At 38.6% G+C, this 17,648-nt stretch carries 17 protein-coding genes; 4 read left to right on the forward strand and 13 right to left on the reverse strand.

From position 1 onward, the window contains the following. Positions 1 to 12: 12 nt before the first annotated feature. From ACZOVS_RS02275 to ACZOVS_RS02290, 4 genes are read left to right on the forward strand one after another with little or no spacing between them, the layout of a single operon-like run. Entirely contained in the window at positions 13 to 561 is a 549-nt protein-coding gene (locus ACZOVS_RS02275; protein ID WP_483995615.1) for an ATP-binding protein, read from the forward strand. Positions 562 to 618: 57 nt separating this feature from the next. Beyond that, positions 619 to 963 carry a DRTGG domain-containing protein gene (locus ACZOVS_RS02280; RefSeq protein WP_483995616.1) on the forward strand — a complete coding sequence of 115 codons (345 nt, stop codon included), beginning with the start codon at positions 619 to 621 and terminating at the stop codon, positions 961 to 963. Positions 964 to 979: 16 nt separating this feature from the next. Further along, complete coding sequence (locus tag ACZOVS_RS02285) at positions 980 to 1,393, forward strand: ATP-binding protein (protein ID WP_483995617.1); 414 nt, start codon at positions 980 to 982, stop codon at positions 1,391 to 1,393. Positions 1,394 to 1,435: 42 nt separating this feature from the next. Continuing rightward, positions 1,436 to 2,806, forward strand: a complete 1,371-nt coding sequence (locus ACZOVS_RS02290) for a [Fe-Fe] hydrogenase large subunit C-terminal domain-containing protein (protein WP_483995618.1) — start codon at positions 1,436 to 1,438, stop codon at positions 2,804 to 2,806. Between the two features lie 80 nt (positions 2,807 to 2,886). Here the strand turns inward: ACZOVS_RS02290 and ACZOVS_RS02295 are convergent, their stop codons facing one another. From ACZOVS_RS02295 to ACZOVS_RS02355, 13 genes are all read right to left on the reverse strand, one after another. Next, the gene (locus ACZOVS_RS02295) at positions 2,887 to 3,810 is read right to left on the reverse strand and encodes a DUF368 domain-containing protein (RefSeq protein WP_483995619.1); all 924 of its coding nucleotides are present in this window, start codon (positions 3,808 to 3,810) and stop codon (positions 2,887 to 2,889) included. A 109-nt stretch (positions 3,811 to 3,919) separates the two neighbouring features. Beyond that, positions 3,920 to 5,212: a 30S ribosomal protein S12 methylthiotransferase RimO gene (gene rimO, locus ACZOVS_RS02300; protein ID WP_483995620.1), complete on the reverse strand. Its 1,293-nt coding sequence runs from the start codon at positions 5,210 to 5,212 to the stop codon at positions 3,920 to 3,922. Positions 5,213 to 5,289: 77 nt separating this feature from the next. Then, the gene (gene ftsY / locus ACZOVS_RS02305; RefSeq protein ID WP_483995621.1) at positions 5,290 to 6,246 is read right to left on the reverse strand and encodes a signal recognition particle-docking protein FtsY; all 957 of its coding nucleotides are present in this window, start codon (positions 6,244 to 6,246) and stop codon (positions 5,290 to 5,292) included. 269 nt (positions 6,247 to 6,515) lie between these two features. Continuing rightward, positions 6,516 to 6,668 carry a DUF4295 domain-containing protein gene (locus ACZOVS_RS02310; RefSeq protein WP_483995622.1) on the reverse strand — a complete coding sequence of 51 codons (153 nt, stop codon included), beginning with the start codon at positions 6,666 to 6,668 and terminating at the stop codon, positions 6,516 to 6,518. Between the two features lie 12 nt (positions 6,669 to 6,680). Next, positions 6,681 to 6,869, reverse strand: coding sequence for a 50S ribosomal protein L33 (gene rpmG, locus ACZOVS_RS02315; RefSeq protein ID WP_483995623.1), 189 nt, complete (start codon positions 6,867 to 6,869; stop codon positions 6,681 to 6,683). A 121-nt stretch (positions 6,870 to 6,990) separates the two neighbouring features. Beyond that, positions 6,991 to 8,691: a glutamate formimidoyltransferase gene (ftcD, locus tag ACZOVS_RS02320; RefSeq protein WP_483995624.1), complete on the reverse strand. Its 1,701-nt coding sequence runs from the start codon at positions 8,689 to 8,691 to the stop codon at positions 6,991 to 6,993. Between the two features lie 312 nt (positions 8,692 to 9,003). Next, entirely contained in the window at positions 9,004 to 9,774 is a 771-nt protein-coding gene (locus ACZOVS_RS02325; RefSeq protein ID WP_483995625.1) for a formylglycine-generating enzyme family protein, read from the reverse strand. A gap of 98 nt (positions 9,775 to 9,872) precedes the next feature. Further along, positions 9,873 to 11,090, reverse strand: coding sequence for a peptidase T (pepT, locus tag ACZOVS_RS02330; protein WP_483995626.1), 1,218 nt, complete (start codon positions 11,088 to 11,090; stop codon positions 9,873 to 9,875). A gap of 5 nt (positions 11,091 to 11,095) precedes the next feature. Continuing rightward, the gene (locus tag ACZOVS_RS02335) at positions 11,096 to 13,081 is read right to left on the reverse strand and encodes an OPT family oligopeptide transporter (RefSeq protein WP_483995627.1); all 1,986 of its coding nucleotides are present in this window, start codon (positions 13,079 to 13,081) and stop codon (positions 11,096 to 11,098) included. Positions 13,082 to 13,435: 354 nt separating this feature from the next. Further along, a complete protein-coding gene (locus tag ACZOVS_RS02340) occupies positions 13,436 to 14,773 on the reverse strand; it encodes a sigma-54-dependent transcriptional regulator (RefSeq protein WP_483995628.1) in 1,338 nt (445 codons plus the stop codon). A 150-nt stretch (positions 14,774 to 14,923) separates the two neighbouring features. Further along, positions 14,924 to 15,766, reverse strand: a complete 843-nt coding sequence (locus ACZOVS_RS02345) for a Cbp1 family collagen-binding glycoprotein adhesin (RefSeq protein WP_483995629.1) — start codon at positions 15,764 to 15,766, stop codon at positions 14,924 to 14,926. A gap of 187 nt (positions 15,767 to 15,953) precedes the next feature. Continuing rightward, positions 15,954 to 16,763, reverse strand: a complete 810-nt coding sequence (locus ACZOVS_RS02350) for an MBL fold metallo-hydrolase (protein ID WP_483995630.1) — start codon at positions 16,761 to 16,763, stop codon at positions 15,954 to 15,956. Between the two features lie 77 nt (positions 16,764 to 16,840). Further along, on the reverse strand, positions 16,841 to 17,524 hold the full coding sequence (locus ACZOVS_RS02355) for a hypothetical protein (protein ID WP_483995631.1): 684 nt from the start codon (positions 17,522 to 17,524) through the stop codon (positions 16,841 to 16,843). Positions 17,525 to 17,648: the final 124 nt, after the last annotated feature.

Raw genomic sequence — 17,648 nt, forward strand, 5'->3', positions numbered from 1 at the left:
AATCAATATGTTATGAAAGAATTGTCATTACACGTATATGATCTCTTGGAGAATTCCATAGCAGCCAATGCCACGCTGATAGAACTCACAATACACGAAAGCATAAAAGACAACATCTATGCTTTCACAATAAAAGACAATGGCAAAGGCATGAGTCCGGAATTTCTTGCCAAAGTTACAGACCCGTGGACAACCACACGCAAAACTCGTAAAGTAGGGATAGGACTGCCTCTCATCAAGATGAACACGGAACTTTGCGGTGGAGGCATGAAGATAGAAAGTGTATTGGGTAAAGGGACCACACTAGATTTTTGGTTTCAACATGACCATATCGACAGACCTCCAATGGGTGACATTGCAGGAACCATAGTGATGCTATGTTCACAATATCAGAATATCAGATTCGTTTATAAACATATAACGGACAACGACGAGTTTATTTTCGATACTGAAGAAATAAAAGAAGCTCTTGATGGAATGCCTATGCAGGATGTCTCTATTATGAAGTATCTTAAAGAAATGATAGAAGAAAATCTTAAAGAGATAGGCTCTTCACAATAATTTAGTAATTGATTAAATTTCAAGCAACGAATGATATAATTAAATTCAAATATCAATATGAAAATTAGAACAATAGTAGAATTGCTTAACGGCAAAGTGGCATGCGGAGAAGAACGTCTTGACGAGGAATATGACTATGCCTTCGCATCAGATCTGATGAGCGACATTCTGACACTTGGCGACAACAATCCTGTCATTATGACCGGATTATGCACTGTTCAGACAATACGGACATGTGAGATGGGCAATTTGGATGTGATAATCTTCGTTAGAAAGAAAAAACCGACGCCTGAGATGATAGAATTGGCGAAAGACAACGACATGGTACTTATCGAATGTGATTATTCCATGTTCAAGACCAGCGGCATACTATACAGCAATGGCATGTTACCTGTTTATTAACCATAAATCCATCATCATGCACCTTGAATTTACAGTAATAGAAAACGATTTCGTCAATGCCGGTTCTGCCTCAAGTTCAATAAAAAAAACTTTGAAGCAACTTGCAGTCAACCCTTCCATAATAAAAAGAGTGGTTGTAGCTCTATACGAAGCGGAAGTCAATGCCATAGCACATGCTTATGGCGGTGTGATAACTGCCGACATAGACGCCGACAAGATAATAATGAAAGTAATAGACAAAGGACCCGGCATCCCTGATATAGAATGGGCAATGCAGGAAGGCAATTCTACGGCAAGTCCGGAAGTCAGAGATATGGGATTCGGTGCCGGCATGGGTCTTCCCAACATAAAGAAAAATGTTGACAGACTTAACGTCTCCTCTACCGTTGGAGTTGGAACGACAGTAGAAATGGAGGTTAACCTCGGTTGACAATGACAAGATAAACAAACAAGAAATGAAAACTGACCGATAATGACTTTTTTTCACGCCCTTCAAATAAATGAAGATATTTGTGCCGGATGCTCTCACTGCATGAGGGTCTGTCCTACCGAAGCGATTAGAGTACGTGACGGTAAAGCCAATATATATGAAAACAGATGTATCGACTGCGGAGAATGTTTCAAGGCATGTCCCAATAAAGCCATTTATGTAAAACAAGATGACTTCAACCTGATATTCAACTATAAATGCCGCGTCGCCCTGATACCGTCGGTATTTTTGGGACAGTTTCAGAATGACATCAGCGTGTCGCGCATATATTCCATATTACAAGACATTGGCTTTACCCATGTCATTGAAACAGAAATAACCACACCAATATATACTCTCGCCAAAAACAACTATGAAAGGGAAAATCCTGACAAATATCCACTTATCTCAACATTCTGTCCTGCAATAGTCAGACTTATTCAAGTCAAGTTTCCCGGTCTTGTTGACAATTTGATACCGCTTAAAGCCCCCATCGACATAACTGCCATCTATATACGCCGCAAACTAAAGAAAGAAATGGGGTATTCTGACAATGAAATAGGAATATTCTACATAACTCCTTGCGCCGCTAAGATAGCTGCTGTAAAAAGTCCGGTAGGAGAAACAAAATCCAATGTTGATGGTGTAATTAATATGGATTCTCTGTATAACAGAGTATATATGACCATAAAGAAACAAGGAAAAGACTATAAGGAAATGAAACTGCCAATTGCCCAGTTATCATCCGACAGTATTCTGACATCACTGACAAATGGAGAACGAAGACTGTCGATATCACGGCATTCGCTTTCCATTGACGAGATACAGAATGTCATAGAGTTTTTGGAAAAAGTAGAAAATGATGAAATAGAGGGAGTAAACTTCTTAGAATTAAGGGCGTGTGACCAAAGTTGTCCGGGTGGCATTCTGACTTGCAACAACAGATTCCTCACATGTGAACGAATGTTCGCTCGAGCCAAATACGTAGCCGACAAAGAACGCAACGGAGAAATGACACGGCAAAAGGAAGTCGAAGAAGAAAAAACATATCTCATGCGAAATATGAAAGTCGGTAAAATAGAAGCCCGTTCTATGATGACACTCGACAATGACCGTCTCAAAGCATTGGAAAAAATGAAAAGAATTGCAGAATTGAAAAAACTTCTTCCACAAATAGACTGCGGCATCTGCGGTGCTCCAAGCTGTGATGCCCTTGCAGAGGATATTGTCTGCCATAATGCCGAACTTACCGACTGCGTGTTCATCCAGCGCAACCTCGAGGCAAGAGGAAATATGGACCACAACGAGTCTCTAAAAATAATGGAATTGATATGGGGAAGCGAGAAAATCAAGAACTACGTGAAAAACAAATAATATTAACATCATACTTTGAAAATCATATAACCCGACATAATCAAAAATATGATAACATCATAATAATCAAAACAATCTAATTAAGATTTATTCTCTATTCTTTGCTGTTTACGTTTTGCGAAATAATCGAATATAAAGACTATTGCAGCACCTAACAAGGCCATCAACAATGCTATAACAAACTGCTTATTCATTGGTGGAAGCGAAAAATGATAAATCATCATATCCGGAGCAGGAACTTTCCATGGATATACTACCGGAAGACTACCCAACATGAAACCGCTCAACGCAGATAAAGTCGCATCGCGATAATCCCGCATCAATCGTGAAAGAATATATGATATTGTAACAATGCTAACCACGGCCCCAATGCAAAAAGGGAATAAAATGCTCATGCCATGAGCGAAAGTAGATGCCTTAGTCAGGGCCGGAATAGCCTCCGTAACTATAAGCTCATAATTACCCATCAACAACATGAGATGAGAACCTGAGATACCCGGAACCACCATACCTGTAGATCCCACCAAACCGCATAAAACCAAATAAAAAAAGTTATCGTTATGATAAGGATTACTTTTTATTGACAAATAAAATGATATAACTGCACCTATAAGCAGTATAATAATATTTTTGACATTGACTTTATTTATTGTTTTCATTACATATACCACAGATGCCAAAATAAGACCTATGAAAAATGCCCAGCAATATATCTCATATTTCTTAATCACGACCTTAAGAAGCACTGCAGTAAGTATCATACCGGCAAATATACCTAAAAGAAGCACAGACAGAAACTTGATGTCGGTATAACGTGCAAATTCAGAGAACTCTCCTTTGATCAACAACTTAAAAGCTTTTATATTCAACGACTTAACAGAATTGATAAAACGTTCAAAAACACCGACTATCAACGAAATAGTACCGCTCGAGACCGGCAAAACGTTGACAATACCCATGCTTAACCCTTTCAAAAAAAGTATAATATATTGTCGTACAGTCATAATGTGCGTTTTATCATTTCTATTATTCAACAACTTCAAAGAGAAAATGTCATATCATTTTGCAAAGTTAATAAAAAAAATAAATAAATAAAATAATTTAAACGTAAAATCATAAAACTTCTCCGTAACAATCGAAATAATCAGCCTGTATTATCTTTACATCTATAAATTCTCCAATTTCCAACTTGTTATTTTTTTTAGAAACGAGGACCTCGTCATCCACCTCCGGAGAATCATATTGTGTTCTGCCCACATAATAATCACCTTCTGTTCTGTCTATTAAAATTTTTTCTATTTTACCAAGTCGTTTTGAATTAAGTTCCAAAGATATATTCTGTTGAATATCCATAAACTTACTCACGCGAGACTGTTTAACTTCGTCCGATACATCATCTTGAAGTTCAAATGCAGGGGTACCTTCTTCAGCAGAGTAGGCAAAAACTCCGGCGCGTTCAAATCTCATCTCTCTAATAAAATCGCATAGTTCCTCAAACTGCGCATCCGTCTCACCGGGAAAACCTACGATAAAAGTGCTGCGAAAAGCCACATCAGGCACAAAAGAACGCACTTTATTTACAAAAGCTATAGTTTGTTCTCTGTCTATGCCACGACGCATGGCTTTAAGTATAGGAGTACTGATATGCTGAAGCGGCAAATCGAGATAATGACATATCTTTGGATTGTCTCGCATCAGTTCCAGCAACTCATCAGGAAAACCGAGAGGATAACCGTAATGCAGACGTATCCATTGTATTTTTTCAATAGCGCATAGTCTTTCGACGAGTTCTACGATATGAGATTTGCCATCCATGTCATAACCATAAAATGTAAGGTCCTGAGCAATAAGAATAAGTTCCTTAACACCTTTTTCGGCAAGTTTTTCAGCCTCTTGAACCAGAATATCGAGCGGCATCGATTTATGTTCGCCACGAATAATCGGGATAGCACAAAAAGAACAATGGCGATTACAACCTTCTGATATTTTCAGATAAGCATAATGAGAAGGTGTTGAAAGCACCCTTTCGGTACACGGCATCAAAGACAAATCTGATTTCAACAGTTCGGCTGCCACATATTGAACGGGTTCAACACCAAAGAAAGCATCAACTTCATGAATCTCCGATGACAATTCTTTCCTATAACGTTGGGAAAGACAGCCCATGACATAAAGTTTCTTTATTTCGCCACTTTTACGAAGTTCAGCATTTTCTAAAATAACGTCTATCGACTCTTCTTTTGCATCGCCAATAAAACCGCAAGTATTGACAATCACCACGTCGCATGAATCGGCAGAATCATAGACTATGGTATAACGTTCTTTCAGCATAGCTGCCAAATGTTCAGAGTCAACTTTATTTTTAGAACAACCGAGGTTGATGATATTCAATACAGGTTTCTTCATAATAATAATAATTAAACAGACGGTCATGTACGACAAGTACAAAACCGTCCGTCATTTATGATAAAAGACAAAACATATCAATTAAAGAGACTGTTAACAAAGTCATTTCTATCAAATATCTGGAGATGGTCCATACCTTCGCCAACGCCAATATACTTAACAGGTATTTTAAACTGGTCAGATATACCAATTACCACTCCGCCTTTTGCCGTACCGTCGAGTTTTGTCAAAGCGAGAGCATTGACTTCAGTAGCGGCGATAAACTGACGAGCCTGTTCCACTGCATTTTGTCCTGTTGAAGCATCAAGTACCAAAAGCACTTCATGCGGAGCGTCAGGAATAACCTTTTGACAGACCTTTTTAATCTTTGAAAGTTCATTCATCAGATTGACCTTATTATGAAGACGTCCGGCAGTATCGATGATGACGACATCGATATTTTGGGCTATAGCAGACTTGACAGTATCGAAAGCAACAGAAGCGGGGTCTGCACCCATGCCCTGCGACACCACAGGCACTCCTACCCGTTCTGCCCATATCTTCAACTGATCGACTGCGGCAGCACGAAAAGTATCGGAAGCTCCGAGTAAAACACTCTTGCCTGCCTTCTTGAAATTATAAGCCAACTTGCCGATAGTAGTGGTCTTGCCTACACCATTCACACCGACGACTATTATGACATAAGGTTTTTTATCTGCCGGAATGTCAAAATTAGAACCGTCACCGGAATTATTCTCCTGCAACAAAGATGTTATTTCTTCTTTAAGAATATTATTCAACTCATTAGTCCCTACATACTTGTCTCTTGCCACACGAGATTGTATCCTTTGGATTATTTTCAATGTCGTATCCACACCAACATCTGATGACACCAACACCTCTTCCAGATTATCAAGCACCTCATCGTCCACCTTTGATTTTCCCAAAATAGCCTTAGAGATACGATCGAAAACATTATTACGAGTCTTTTCCAACCCTTTTTCAAGGTCTTCCTTTTTTTCTTTATCTTTTTTAAAAAATGAAAAAAGCCCCATAGTTCTTATTTTTATTTATGCAAAGTTACTAATATTTTTTAATATCAAGACAAACAACACCATTTTTTATCAATGCAGCTGACGACAACAATAAAAACAATGATGAAACTCAAGTATTGTTAAACAATTAATACATAAAAGCGCGAAGAAGGTATTATGACGATAACATAAAAATCAACTACGAAACAATAACATTCTATATGAGATAAAACCAAAAAAGCTCTCTCGTCGTAACGAGAAAGCCATAGATTATCATGAATAACGAAGTATTAATTTTTTGAGATAAACTCCTGTGCTGCATCGATAGGAACGATAGTTTCATCGAAATAGTAAGCACCGGTTTTCTCAGATCTTTTCATCAATACGACCTTCGTATATTCTTTACCGGAAGTACGCAATGTAGCAACAACTTTCTTTGCCATAACTATATAATATTATTTAATTTCTTTATGAAGTGTCATTTTCTTAAGGATTGGATTATATTTCATAAGTTCCAATCTTTCCGGGGTATTTTTCTTATTTTTAGTAGTAACATAACGTGATGTTCCCGGAACACCTGACTTCTTCTGTTCAGTGCACTCTAAAATAACCTGGATACGTGCATCTTTAGTCTTTTTTGCCATCTCGATCTCCTTTCAAAATTTGGTTGCAAAGGTACAAAAAACTTTTCAATAATCAATATTTTTGTCTTAAATTTTAATCTTTTGCACCTTTACTTCCATTTTATTGATTTTCAAAAACTTATTATTCTTTATTAATAATAGCGTTAACTATTTTCAATATCTCAGTTTCTTTTTCCATGGCTGCAATCTCGATTTTGGCACCCTGAGCCACCATATTGTCAGCGAACTCGCGGTCATTAATACCTGCAGCATTTATTTTGACATTGAGATAAGCACCCATGACGGCAGTACGGCAGCACATAGCTCCGACGCCAGCATCTGACACCGAGGCAGGATTACCTGTCTTAGCCATTGCCTCAACGACTTCAAAAGCCGAGAATGCCACATTCATAACCTTGAAAGGTATCTCTATTGCATACTTAGATGCTGCCTCCAAAGCCGCTTTGCGAGCGTTTTTCTCTTCTTCCGTCTTCTTAGGCATGCCAAGAGCATCCATAATCTTATTGAATGCATTAGTATCTTCATCGACGAGGAACAGCAGTTGGTCTTTTATAGCCTGACCTTTTTCCGCCCATTTTGAAAATTCCTCCCATCGTTCATCCCAGCCGGCTTTATGTGAAGACAAATTAGCCACCATGGTTCCCAAAGAAGCACCGAGAGCACCGACATAAGCAGATATAGAACCACCGCCGGGTGCCGGACTTTCGCTTGCCGTCTCGTTGGCGAAGCCGGTACATGTCATATCGACAAGACTCTTCTTGTTGTTGTCAGCTATAAGAAATTCAATAACTTTTTCTTTAGGATTGAAAGGTTTCAAGTCATCTAATCCCATTGACTTGATAGCGATTTTCATTATCTCATCTTCGCTGACGCCAAGAGAACGTTGTTGTTTGGCAAGATAATAACGTCCTGCATCAATAAGAACTTTCTTAGGAATAAGGCCCACTATCTCACATCCTGTCACACGTATGCCTCTTTCTGCAGCCTTATTGCAAACCTCTTCAAAACAGACATGAACAGGAGACGCACTTATATCGGTAATATTCATTGACACCTGAGCTATGCCATACTCCTCAATAAACCAGCCTATTGCTTTGGTACCTTTCAAGGTTCCGGGTATCATGACGGTATTTCCGTTTTCATCTTTCACCACTTTATCAGTTACCTTGGGACCCACTCTCATGGGGCGGCCTTTCTCTCTCACATCGAATGCGATAGCATTGGCACGACGTGTGGAAGTAGTATTAAGATTATAATTTATGGCAATGAGAAAATCTCGAGCGCCAACAGCTGTAGCGCCTGTTGTAGCCACATGTGCATCGAATTTACAAGGACCGAAGTCCGGTTTCCAATGTTCGCTGCTGATACGGTCTGCAAGAGCCTCATACTCACCGGCACGGCAGTTGGCAAGATTGCGACGTTCAGCATTAAAAGCCGCACTCTCGTAACAATACACGGGTATATTCAACTCAGTGCCTATGCGATCCGCAAGTTTACGGGCATATTCCACCACCTCTTTCATATCAATATTGGCAACAGGTACCAAAGGGCACACATCGGTAGCTCCGAAACGTGGATGGTCGCCATGATGATTACGCATATCAATAAGCTCAGAAGCCTTCTTCACCACTCTGAAGGCAGCCTCGCAAACATTAGCCGGCTCACCGACAAAAGTTATTACAGTCCTGTTTGTAGTCGCTCCGGGGTCAACATCCAAAAGCTTCACTCCTTCCACCTTCTCTATTTCAGCTGTAATCTGATTAATAATGTTCATATCGCGACCTTCGCTGATATTCGGTACACATTCTATAAGTTGCTTCATAACAGTATATTTTTAATTATTCATTTCTTTTTATCAGACAATTTAACTCCTGTCTTTTGCGTTGCAAATTTAGATATTTTTTTCATATCATTCTGATTTTTCAAATATTAAATATACCTCAACTTTCAATTGTATTTTATAAAATAAAAAACAAAAAGTGGCATCAACCTGAACAATCGGCATACCACTTTTACACATTAAAAAGTATATGAAATAATTGTATTGATTTTCAAAATGCGGCCATATTTTTTATGATATCATTTATTACATAACATAAACAACCATGTCACGAACAGGTTGAAAAATCAACAATCAATTCTGAACGACAGGCAACACAAGACGGAATCCTATATTGGAATCGCATTTAGCCGGAGCATAAAACGACCTGTTCGTGGAACGACAATGTCTCATAGGACTATTCCATGCACCGCCACGACGTACTCGATATATTCTTTTCATGGGTCCTTCCGGGTTGACCTGGGGTTTATCCTTATAGACATCATACCAGTCGCTACACCATTCATATACATTTCCCGACATGTCATAAATACCTAATTCATTAGGTTTCTTACCGGCTACCGGTTGTGTTCCCTGTGTCACACAATTATCGATATACCAAGTCACATCATCTACGTCATCAGAACCGGAATAATCATAACCCTGAGATTCTGCACCTCCCTTTGCCGCATATTCCCATTCAGCCTCAGTAGGAAGTCGGAACGACATACCTGTCAACTCATTAAGTCTTTTGATAAACTTACTGACAGCACGCATTGTAACCATTTCCACCGGATGGTCTTCCCCTACATAACGACTCGGATTCTCTCCCATGATGGCATTCCACAATTTTTGTGTCACCTCACACCTACCTATATAATAATCCGACAGCGTTACATTGTGGACAGGACTTTCTTTATCATAACATTCATAATTATCCGATGGATTACATCCCATGTCAAAAGTACCGCCTTTAACGAACACCATGTCAAAAGTTACATTATTGACTTTGACATTCAACAAAGTATCCTGTGCTCTAACCTGAAAACACACTAAAAGCAACAAAAACGCAATAATTCTTCTCATGATTTTCTTTTATATTTTTAATATAACGTTAAATATCCAAAAATATTCTGAAAATCAAAATATATTTTCAAAATTTCACATTATCATGATAACAAATATCAATCTGCGAATAAAGAAATGATATTCAAAATCACTTCTGCCGCTTTATCCATACTTTCTACGGGAACATATTCCAGTTTGCCATGGAAGTTATGTCCACCAGCAAAAATATTCGGACAAGGAAGACCCATGAAACTGAGGTTTGCGCCGTCGGTTCCGCCACGTATAGGCTGTACTTTAGGTTTCACACCTGCCATCTCCATAGCCTTGACAGCCTTTTCTACAATAAAATAATGTGGTTCAACCTCCTGTCTCATATTATAATACTGATGTTTCAGTTCAAGAGTTACCACATCGCCGTATTTTTTATTAAGAAATGTCACAGCAGCAGTTAGAAGTTCTTTCTTATCCTCAAATTTCTGTCTGTCATGGTCTCTTATAATATAGTTAAGTTCCGTTTCCTCAACACATCCTTTAAAAGAAGTGATATGGAAGAATCCCTCATAGTCAGAAGTAAACTCCGGACGTTGTTCTACAGGTAACATGGCATTGAGTTCCATTGCAACTATCATGGAATTGAGCATTTTATTCTTGGCATAGCCGGGATGTATGTTGGAACCCTGCACATGAACCTTGGCAGCGGCAGCGTTAAAGTTTTCATATTCCAACTCTCCTATTGCACCACCGTCAATAGTATAGGCATAATCTGCCCCGAATTTCTTGACATCGAACTTCGCCACACCTCTGCCTATCTCTTCATCAGGAGTAAAAGCTATTTTTATGTCACCGTGTTTAAACTCAGGATGTTCCATAACATATTGTGCCATATACATTATGGCCGCGATGCCTGCCTTATCGTCTGCGCCGAGCAATGTATTACCGTCAGTTGTGATAATGGTTTTTCCGACATAATCATTCAATTCAGGAAACTCAGACACTTTGAGACAAATGTCCTTATCCGGATTCAGCAATATATCTCCACCACCATAATCACTGATAATCTGAGGTTTGATATCAGCTCCGGAGGCATCCGGTGAAGTATCCACATGGGCTATAAATCCTATAGCAGGCACCTTATTATCAATGTTTGAAGGTATGGAAGCCATGACATAGCCGTATTCATCGAGTTGGGCAGCAACACCAAACTGTTGCAGTTCATCACGCAACATTCTCAACAGGTTATATTGTCTCTCGGTACTCGGTTGAGATTCCGAGTCGGGGTCTGATGTCGTCTCCACAGAGACATATCTCAAAAATTTATCCAATAACTTTTCCATATATTTTAATTTTCAATTTTTGCTCTTTTAGAGTCCCATATCATATAAACGATGATAACAAGATATGCGACGACAGCGAGTATCTCAGCGCCACTGAAATCCACATACATATTGACGCCGGCAAAGCGGAGCAAAGCACTCACCACACCCATGAGTGCGCCACCGGCTATAAAACCTGAAGCTATGAGAGTACCTCTGTCATAACGTGCCTTGTTGACTTTTTCATCTTTGGAACGAGTGCTGACATACCATGATATTGCGCCGCCTATGAGCAACGGCAGGTTAAGGTCAAGCGGAATGAACATGCCAAGAGCGAACGGCAGTGCCGGCACCTTGAATACAGTAAGCACAAGAGCCAAAGCAGCACCAATACCATACAACAGCCATGGAGCACTGCCACCTGACATCATAGGCTCTATGACAGCAGCCATGGCATTAGCCTGAGGCGCCACGAGAGCATTCTCTCCGGTAAACCCGTATGTCTCATTCAAAAGCATGATAACACCTCCTACTGTCGCTGCTGCAACGAGAGTACCTACAAATTTCCATGACTCCTGTTTACGAGGTGTCGTTCCAATCCAATAACCTATCTTCAAATCAGTTATAAAGGCACCTGCCACAGACAATGCAGTACATACCACGCCTCCCATAATGAGAGAGGCGGTCATACCAGCAGACCCGTTAAGACCGACAGCCACCATAACTATAGAAGAAAGTATTAGAGTCATCAACGTCATTCCACTCACAGGATTAGAACCCACTATTGCAATAGCGTTGGCAGCAACAGTCGTAAACAAGAAAGCTATAACACCCACCAACAATATACCTATCAAAGCATGCCACAGGTTGTTTACCACGCCGAAATAGAAAAACAAGAATGTAGCTATCAACGTTAGCACTATACCGACGACTATTATCTTCATCGATATATCGCGCTGAGTACGCACCACTTCTTTGTCGGCTGTTTTACCTCCCTTAAACTCGTTGACAGCGAGACCTACAGCAGATCTTATCACGCCTGAAGATTTTATAATACCTATTATACCTGCCATGGCTATGCCGCCAATACCTATATGGCGGGCATATTCCGAGAAAATCATCTCCGGAGACATCTCACCTATTGTCTGTGTCAATCCGGTACCCATCAGGTCAATAACACTGTTACCCCATATCAGATTCATCAGCGGTATTATGACAAACCATACGAGGAATGAACCGCAACATATTATGAAAGAATACTTAAGACCTATGATATATCCGAGTCCCAGCACAGCTGCGCCAACGTTGACTTTCAACACCACTTTAGCTTTATCAGCCACCATCATACCAAAACCAGAGATACGTGATGTTATCGTTTCTGCCCACCAACCGAAAGTAGATACGATAAAGTCATACAAGCCTCCTATCAAACCACTGACAAGGAGTAATTTGGCGCCACCTCCTTTCTGTTCTCCACTGACGAGCACTTGAGTAGTGGCAGTAGCTTCAGGGAAAGGATATTTGCCGTGCATTTCCTTAACAAAATATCTTCTGAAAGGTATCAAAAACAAAATACCGAGTATGCCACCGAGTAGAGAACTTAGAAAAACCTGCATAAAGTTTACCACTATATCAGGGTATTTTGCCTGCAAAATATACAATGCCGGCAATGTAAAAATAGCACCGGCGACAATAGAACCTGAACAGGCACCAATAGATTGAATAATCACATTCTCTCCTAAAGCATTCTTACGGTGAGTAGCACTCGAGAGACCTATCGCGATGATAGCAATAGGGATTGCGGCTTCAAACACCTGTCCTATCTTCAGCCCGAGGTATGCCGCTGCGGCAGAAAACAGCACTGTCATCAACAATCCTATAGTAACAGACCATGGCGTTACCTCTTTATATTGCTTATCCGGTGACAGGATGGGATGATAATCTTCTCCCGGTTTCAATTCGCGCTGAGCATTTTCAGGCAAACCTACATTTTCATTTTCAATATTTCCCATAACAAAAATTATATTGTTTCGCAAACATACAAAATAAAACACTTCATCCGACATTATCAGAAAAAAATATTGTCATCAAAAAAAGAGAAAAATACATTATCGGATTCCCAAAACATCAGCTGTTTGTTTACTTCATCTTATTCAATAAAAAACAATCTGAAAGGTTTTATGATACTGACAACACAATATTATTTGGCAACAGACTTCATCAAGTTCATTTTCAACAGAAAAACAATGAAGACAGTCGGACCTCCAATATTTCAAAAACAAACAACGATATCACACAATAATGACAGGCAAGATATTAAAAACCATATAGAATTTACGAGTAAATAAAGAATAAAAGAATGATTATCAAAGTTCTATATTATAGAGGTGTATCTTATTATACAGTGTTTTACGGTCAATTTGGAGCAATTGAGCAGCCAAAGTCTTATTACCGCGAGATTTATGCAAAGCTGAAAGTATCTGTTCCTTCTCGTTGCCGGGTTGAAGCGCATAATTTTCCTCTTCCTGTTTAACCGCATCTTTCTGTTGAGAGAATACCGGCAAGTCTTCAGGCATGATTATATCATTTTGAGCAAACAAAACGGAACGACGTATTACATTACGTAATTCGCGAAGATTTCCGCTCCATTTTTGTTGTTTCAATATAGACAAAGCCTCATCAGATATTGAGACTATTGATTTGCCAAGTTCATCATCAGCCTGTTTAACGAAGTGGTAAGCGAACTCCTCAAGGTCTTCTATTCTCTCGCGCAAAGGAGGCACATTAATAGAAAACTCATTAATACGGTGATATAAATCCTGACGGAACCTTCCTTCTTCTATGGCACGTTCAAGATTTTCATTAGTAGCAGCAATTATTCTCACATCCACTTTCACATCTACGACAGAGCCTACGGGGCGCACTTTCTGTTCCTGCAAAGCACGCAACAGTTGTTTCTGGACTTCGTATGGGAGATTTCCTACTTCATCAAGGAAAACGGTACCGCCTTCCGCTTCTTCGAAAACGCCTCTTTTATCCGAAATAGCAGAAGTAAAAGAGCCTTTCAGATGACCGAACAATTCAGAAGGTGCAAGTTCCATGGACAAACTGCCGCAATCCACTGCAACAAAAGGTTTGGAAGCGCGTCTGCTTTTCTCGTGTATCATACGGGCAATATATTCCTTACCTGTACCACTCTCACCGAGAATAAGCACGGAGATATTCGTAGGTGCGACGAGAGACACGTGATTATACACACGTTGCATCACAGCACTGCACCCCGTTATCATTTTTTTATCTTCCATTTTCCTTACAGGTCTCTTTTCATTCTTCTTTTCCTCTTTCTGAAGCAGCGCCATATCGATTTTCTGCTGCAACACACTTGGGTTGATAGGTTTACAAAGATAATCGAAGGCGCCGAGTTTTATGGCATCTACAGCTGTCTGCACATCGCCGTAACCTGTCATGACGATAAAAGGTGTCATTATAAAATTTTCACGCATCCATGTAAGAAGCAGAATCCCGTCTCCATCAGGCAAACGCAAGTCACTCAAAACAAGATTGAAAGCATTGGAAGACAACTCATGTTGCGCCGTTCCCACTTTAGTAACAAGAGACACCAACCAATCATTCTTAACGAACCATGTTTTTAACATGGCACCATAAGAAGCATCATCCTCCAATATAAGAATTCTTTTATACATAATTGTTTTCTGCTCGCTGCAAAGATAAACAATTATTTTATTTAGGGATTAAAAGGAAGTAATTTAATTTAAAGAACATGGATATAAAAAGGTAATCCGACATCGGGCGATGTCGGATTACCGTAAATATTGAAAACGAGCAGAAAAACTTTATTTGGTAACAACAACCAAATATTTTGTCACACTCCAGAAAAGATCTGGATTGGTTATATTGATAGTAGCTACACCGGCGTCAACAACGATGTTGTATGAATTTTCCGGATGGCTTGAGAGAACTGTAATTTTCTTTGCTTCAAAGGTAATCTTATCGAGATCACGTTTGTCAGCCTTTGTAAACAAATTTGTAGGAACATCTTTTCTCAAGACATATTTCTTCGTAAGGATACCGTTATTTTTCAATTCTTTTTTGCTACTGCCGATATAATATACAGTATTCATTTCTGTAATTTGTTCATTGATTTGACGCAATGCATCTTCATGTTTTGAATTCATCTCATTCAAATTTTCGTTCAAATCCGTAACCTGAGTATTTAAACCGGCGATTTGTACATCTTTCTCAGCAATTTGCTCTTGCAATGAAGCTATCATTTGCTCTTTTTCTTCAAGTTGAGCCTGCAACTTCTTAATTGTAGAACGCAAGTTGGCTACGTTTCTATTCGATTTTTGCAATGCATCACTCAAAGAATCCAATTTGGCGCGATTTGCTGCCATTTCTTCTTTAATCTGAAGGAGTTCAGCAGTAAGTTTTTCTCTTTGCGAGCCTTCTACATTCATCATCATGAGACTTTCGGCATCACGAATTGCCTGCAGATTATTCTCAACTTCATTAATAATACCAAGTGCTGCATTGTATTCATTTTCGATGTTTTTGTTTTCTGCAACCAAGTTTTCTTTTTCTGCAAGAAGAGCCTTGTACTTCTTTGATGATTCAACACAAGAACTAAAAACGAGTGCTAATAAAGCAACTGATAAAATTGTTAATGTCTTTTTCATGGGTTATAAATTTTTAAATTAGTTTCCGTTTAACATTTTTATTAGACATCTAAAATCATACCAAACAGAAATTATTTTAAAAATTCTAAAACATTATTGATTATCAGCATATTATAGTTCCACACTTTTCCACATCTCTGTTTTAGTGTGGAAAAGTGTGGAAAACGATCTACACAATTCCACAGATTCACAAATAAAACAACGGCGATGCCTCATAACGTGAGAGCAAATGCACTACAGTATTGCCGAAATCATGAATATTTTTCTCGTTAAGACAATGATGGAAACAACTCATCACCTTGTCCGGACTGTTATTGTTTTCACTCAAATGACAAAAAAAGACATTGTCCCATCTGCGTTTATAATTTTCTATTATGAAAGCACAAGTTTCTTCGTTACCAAGATGCCCGTGCCCGCCCATTATTCTGGATTTCAGCATGTCCGGATATTTGCCATTGAGCAACATTTCCTTGTCATAATTTGTTTCAATGACTACATTGTCGGCTTTTTTCAAAAAACTTTTCACTGCAGGAGTAAGAGTTCCCACATCAGTAGCTATGACTATACTTTTATCTCCATTACTGACAAAAAATCCCAATGAACCCGGAGCATCATGCTCAGTATAAAAAGGTTCTATTCTAAAACAATCAATATTAATAACAGGTGTGACAACCTTACACAGATCCGAATCCATTGTCATATTACATTCTTTTAACATTGAGAAGCATGATTCAGAGGCATAAACAGGAACCTTGCAATATTTAATCAACTGAGGCACACCCTTGACATGATCAATATGAGAATGTGTCAACAATACTGCCTTAACACATTGCAAATCATAACCTATAGCTTTTAAACGAGATTTTATCGTTCTAACACTTATACCGACATCCACGAGTATTCCGCAATCACCGGCACCAATAAAATAACAATTGCCATTACTTCCGCTGTTAATACTGCAAAAAACAAAATCAGACAACAAAGAAAACAGATTCATGAGACAAAAATTCAAAATTAAAAGTGTGATTTTCAATGAAAGATAATAAACATCATATTTAACAATGATTTATTGAATCAACTTTTATCCTCATCAAAATAACCTTTTGAAACTTCTGTCATTTTAGCATAAAACTCATCCACAGTCATACCGGAATTTATATTACGGTTCACCTTTCGAAAGAAACGCATACGACTTTCTCTATCTTTTAAGAACATCAACTTAACTCCATCATCATTTTGGACGAAAGACATGGAATTGTCGATATTCAAAGAACTTGCGACCTTTTTTTCATCAATATTGGCACCTATGAAATTAAAGTTCCAACCTTTCTCTTTACATTTTTTTATCATTTGTGAAACCATTTCATGAGAATATTCTTTTGATGAGTTCTCCATACCGTCGGTGATAATAGTAACTGAAGCTATAGCAAAATCTTCACCTTTCATGGTAACAAAAAGGTCCGACAAAGTAACCCCGACAGCATCATATAAAGGTGTCAATCCATTAGGTATATAATCTTCAATGGTAATATGCGCAGCCTTTTCAACCGGCATGTCTTTTATAATATATCTTGAATATTCAGTCCCGGATTGGAATGAATATATACTGATAAAATGTTCTTGTTTATCTCCGAACTTCTCCTGCAATACTTTAACGGAATCTATCATTTCATTACATCCTGAGACAGTTTGTTCCCAAATGCTATTCATAGATCCGCTTTCGTCCAAAATAATCAAATTGTATATCTTAGTTCTCATAACATATTGGTTTTAATAATATTTCCTACATTTTTTCATCTCTGAATTTTACTTCAGCTTTTTGACAAAGATAATACTTTTTGTGCATAAAAAAATAACAATTGAAAATTTTCAACTTTCATTA

The organism is Candidatus Limimorpha avicola, assembly GCF_056978975.1.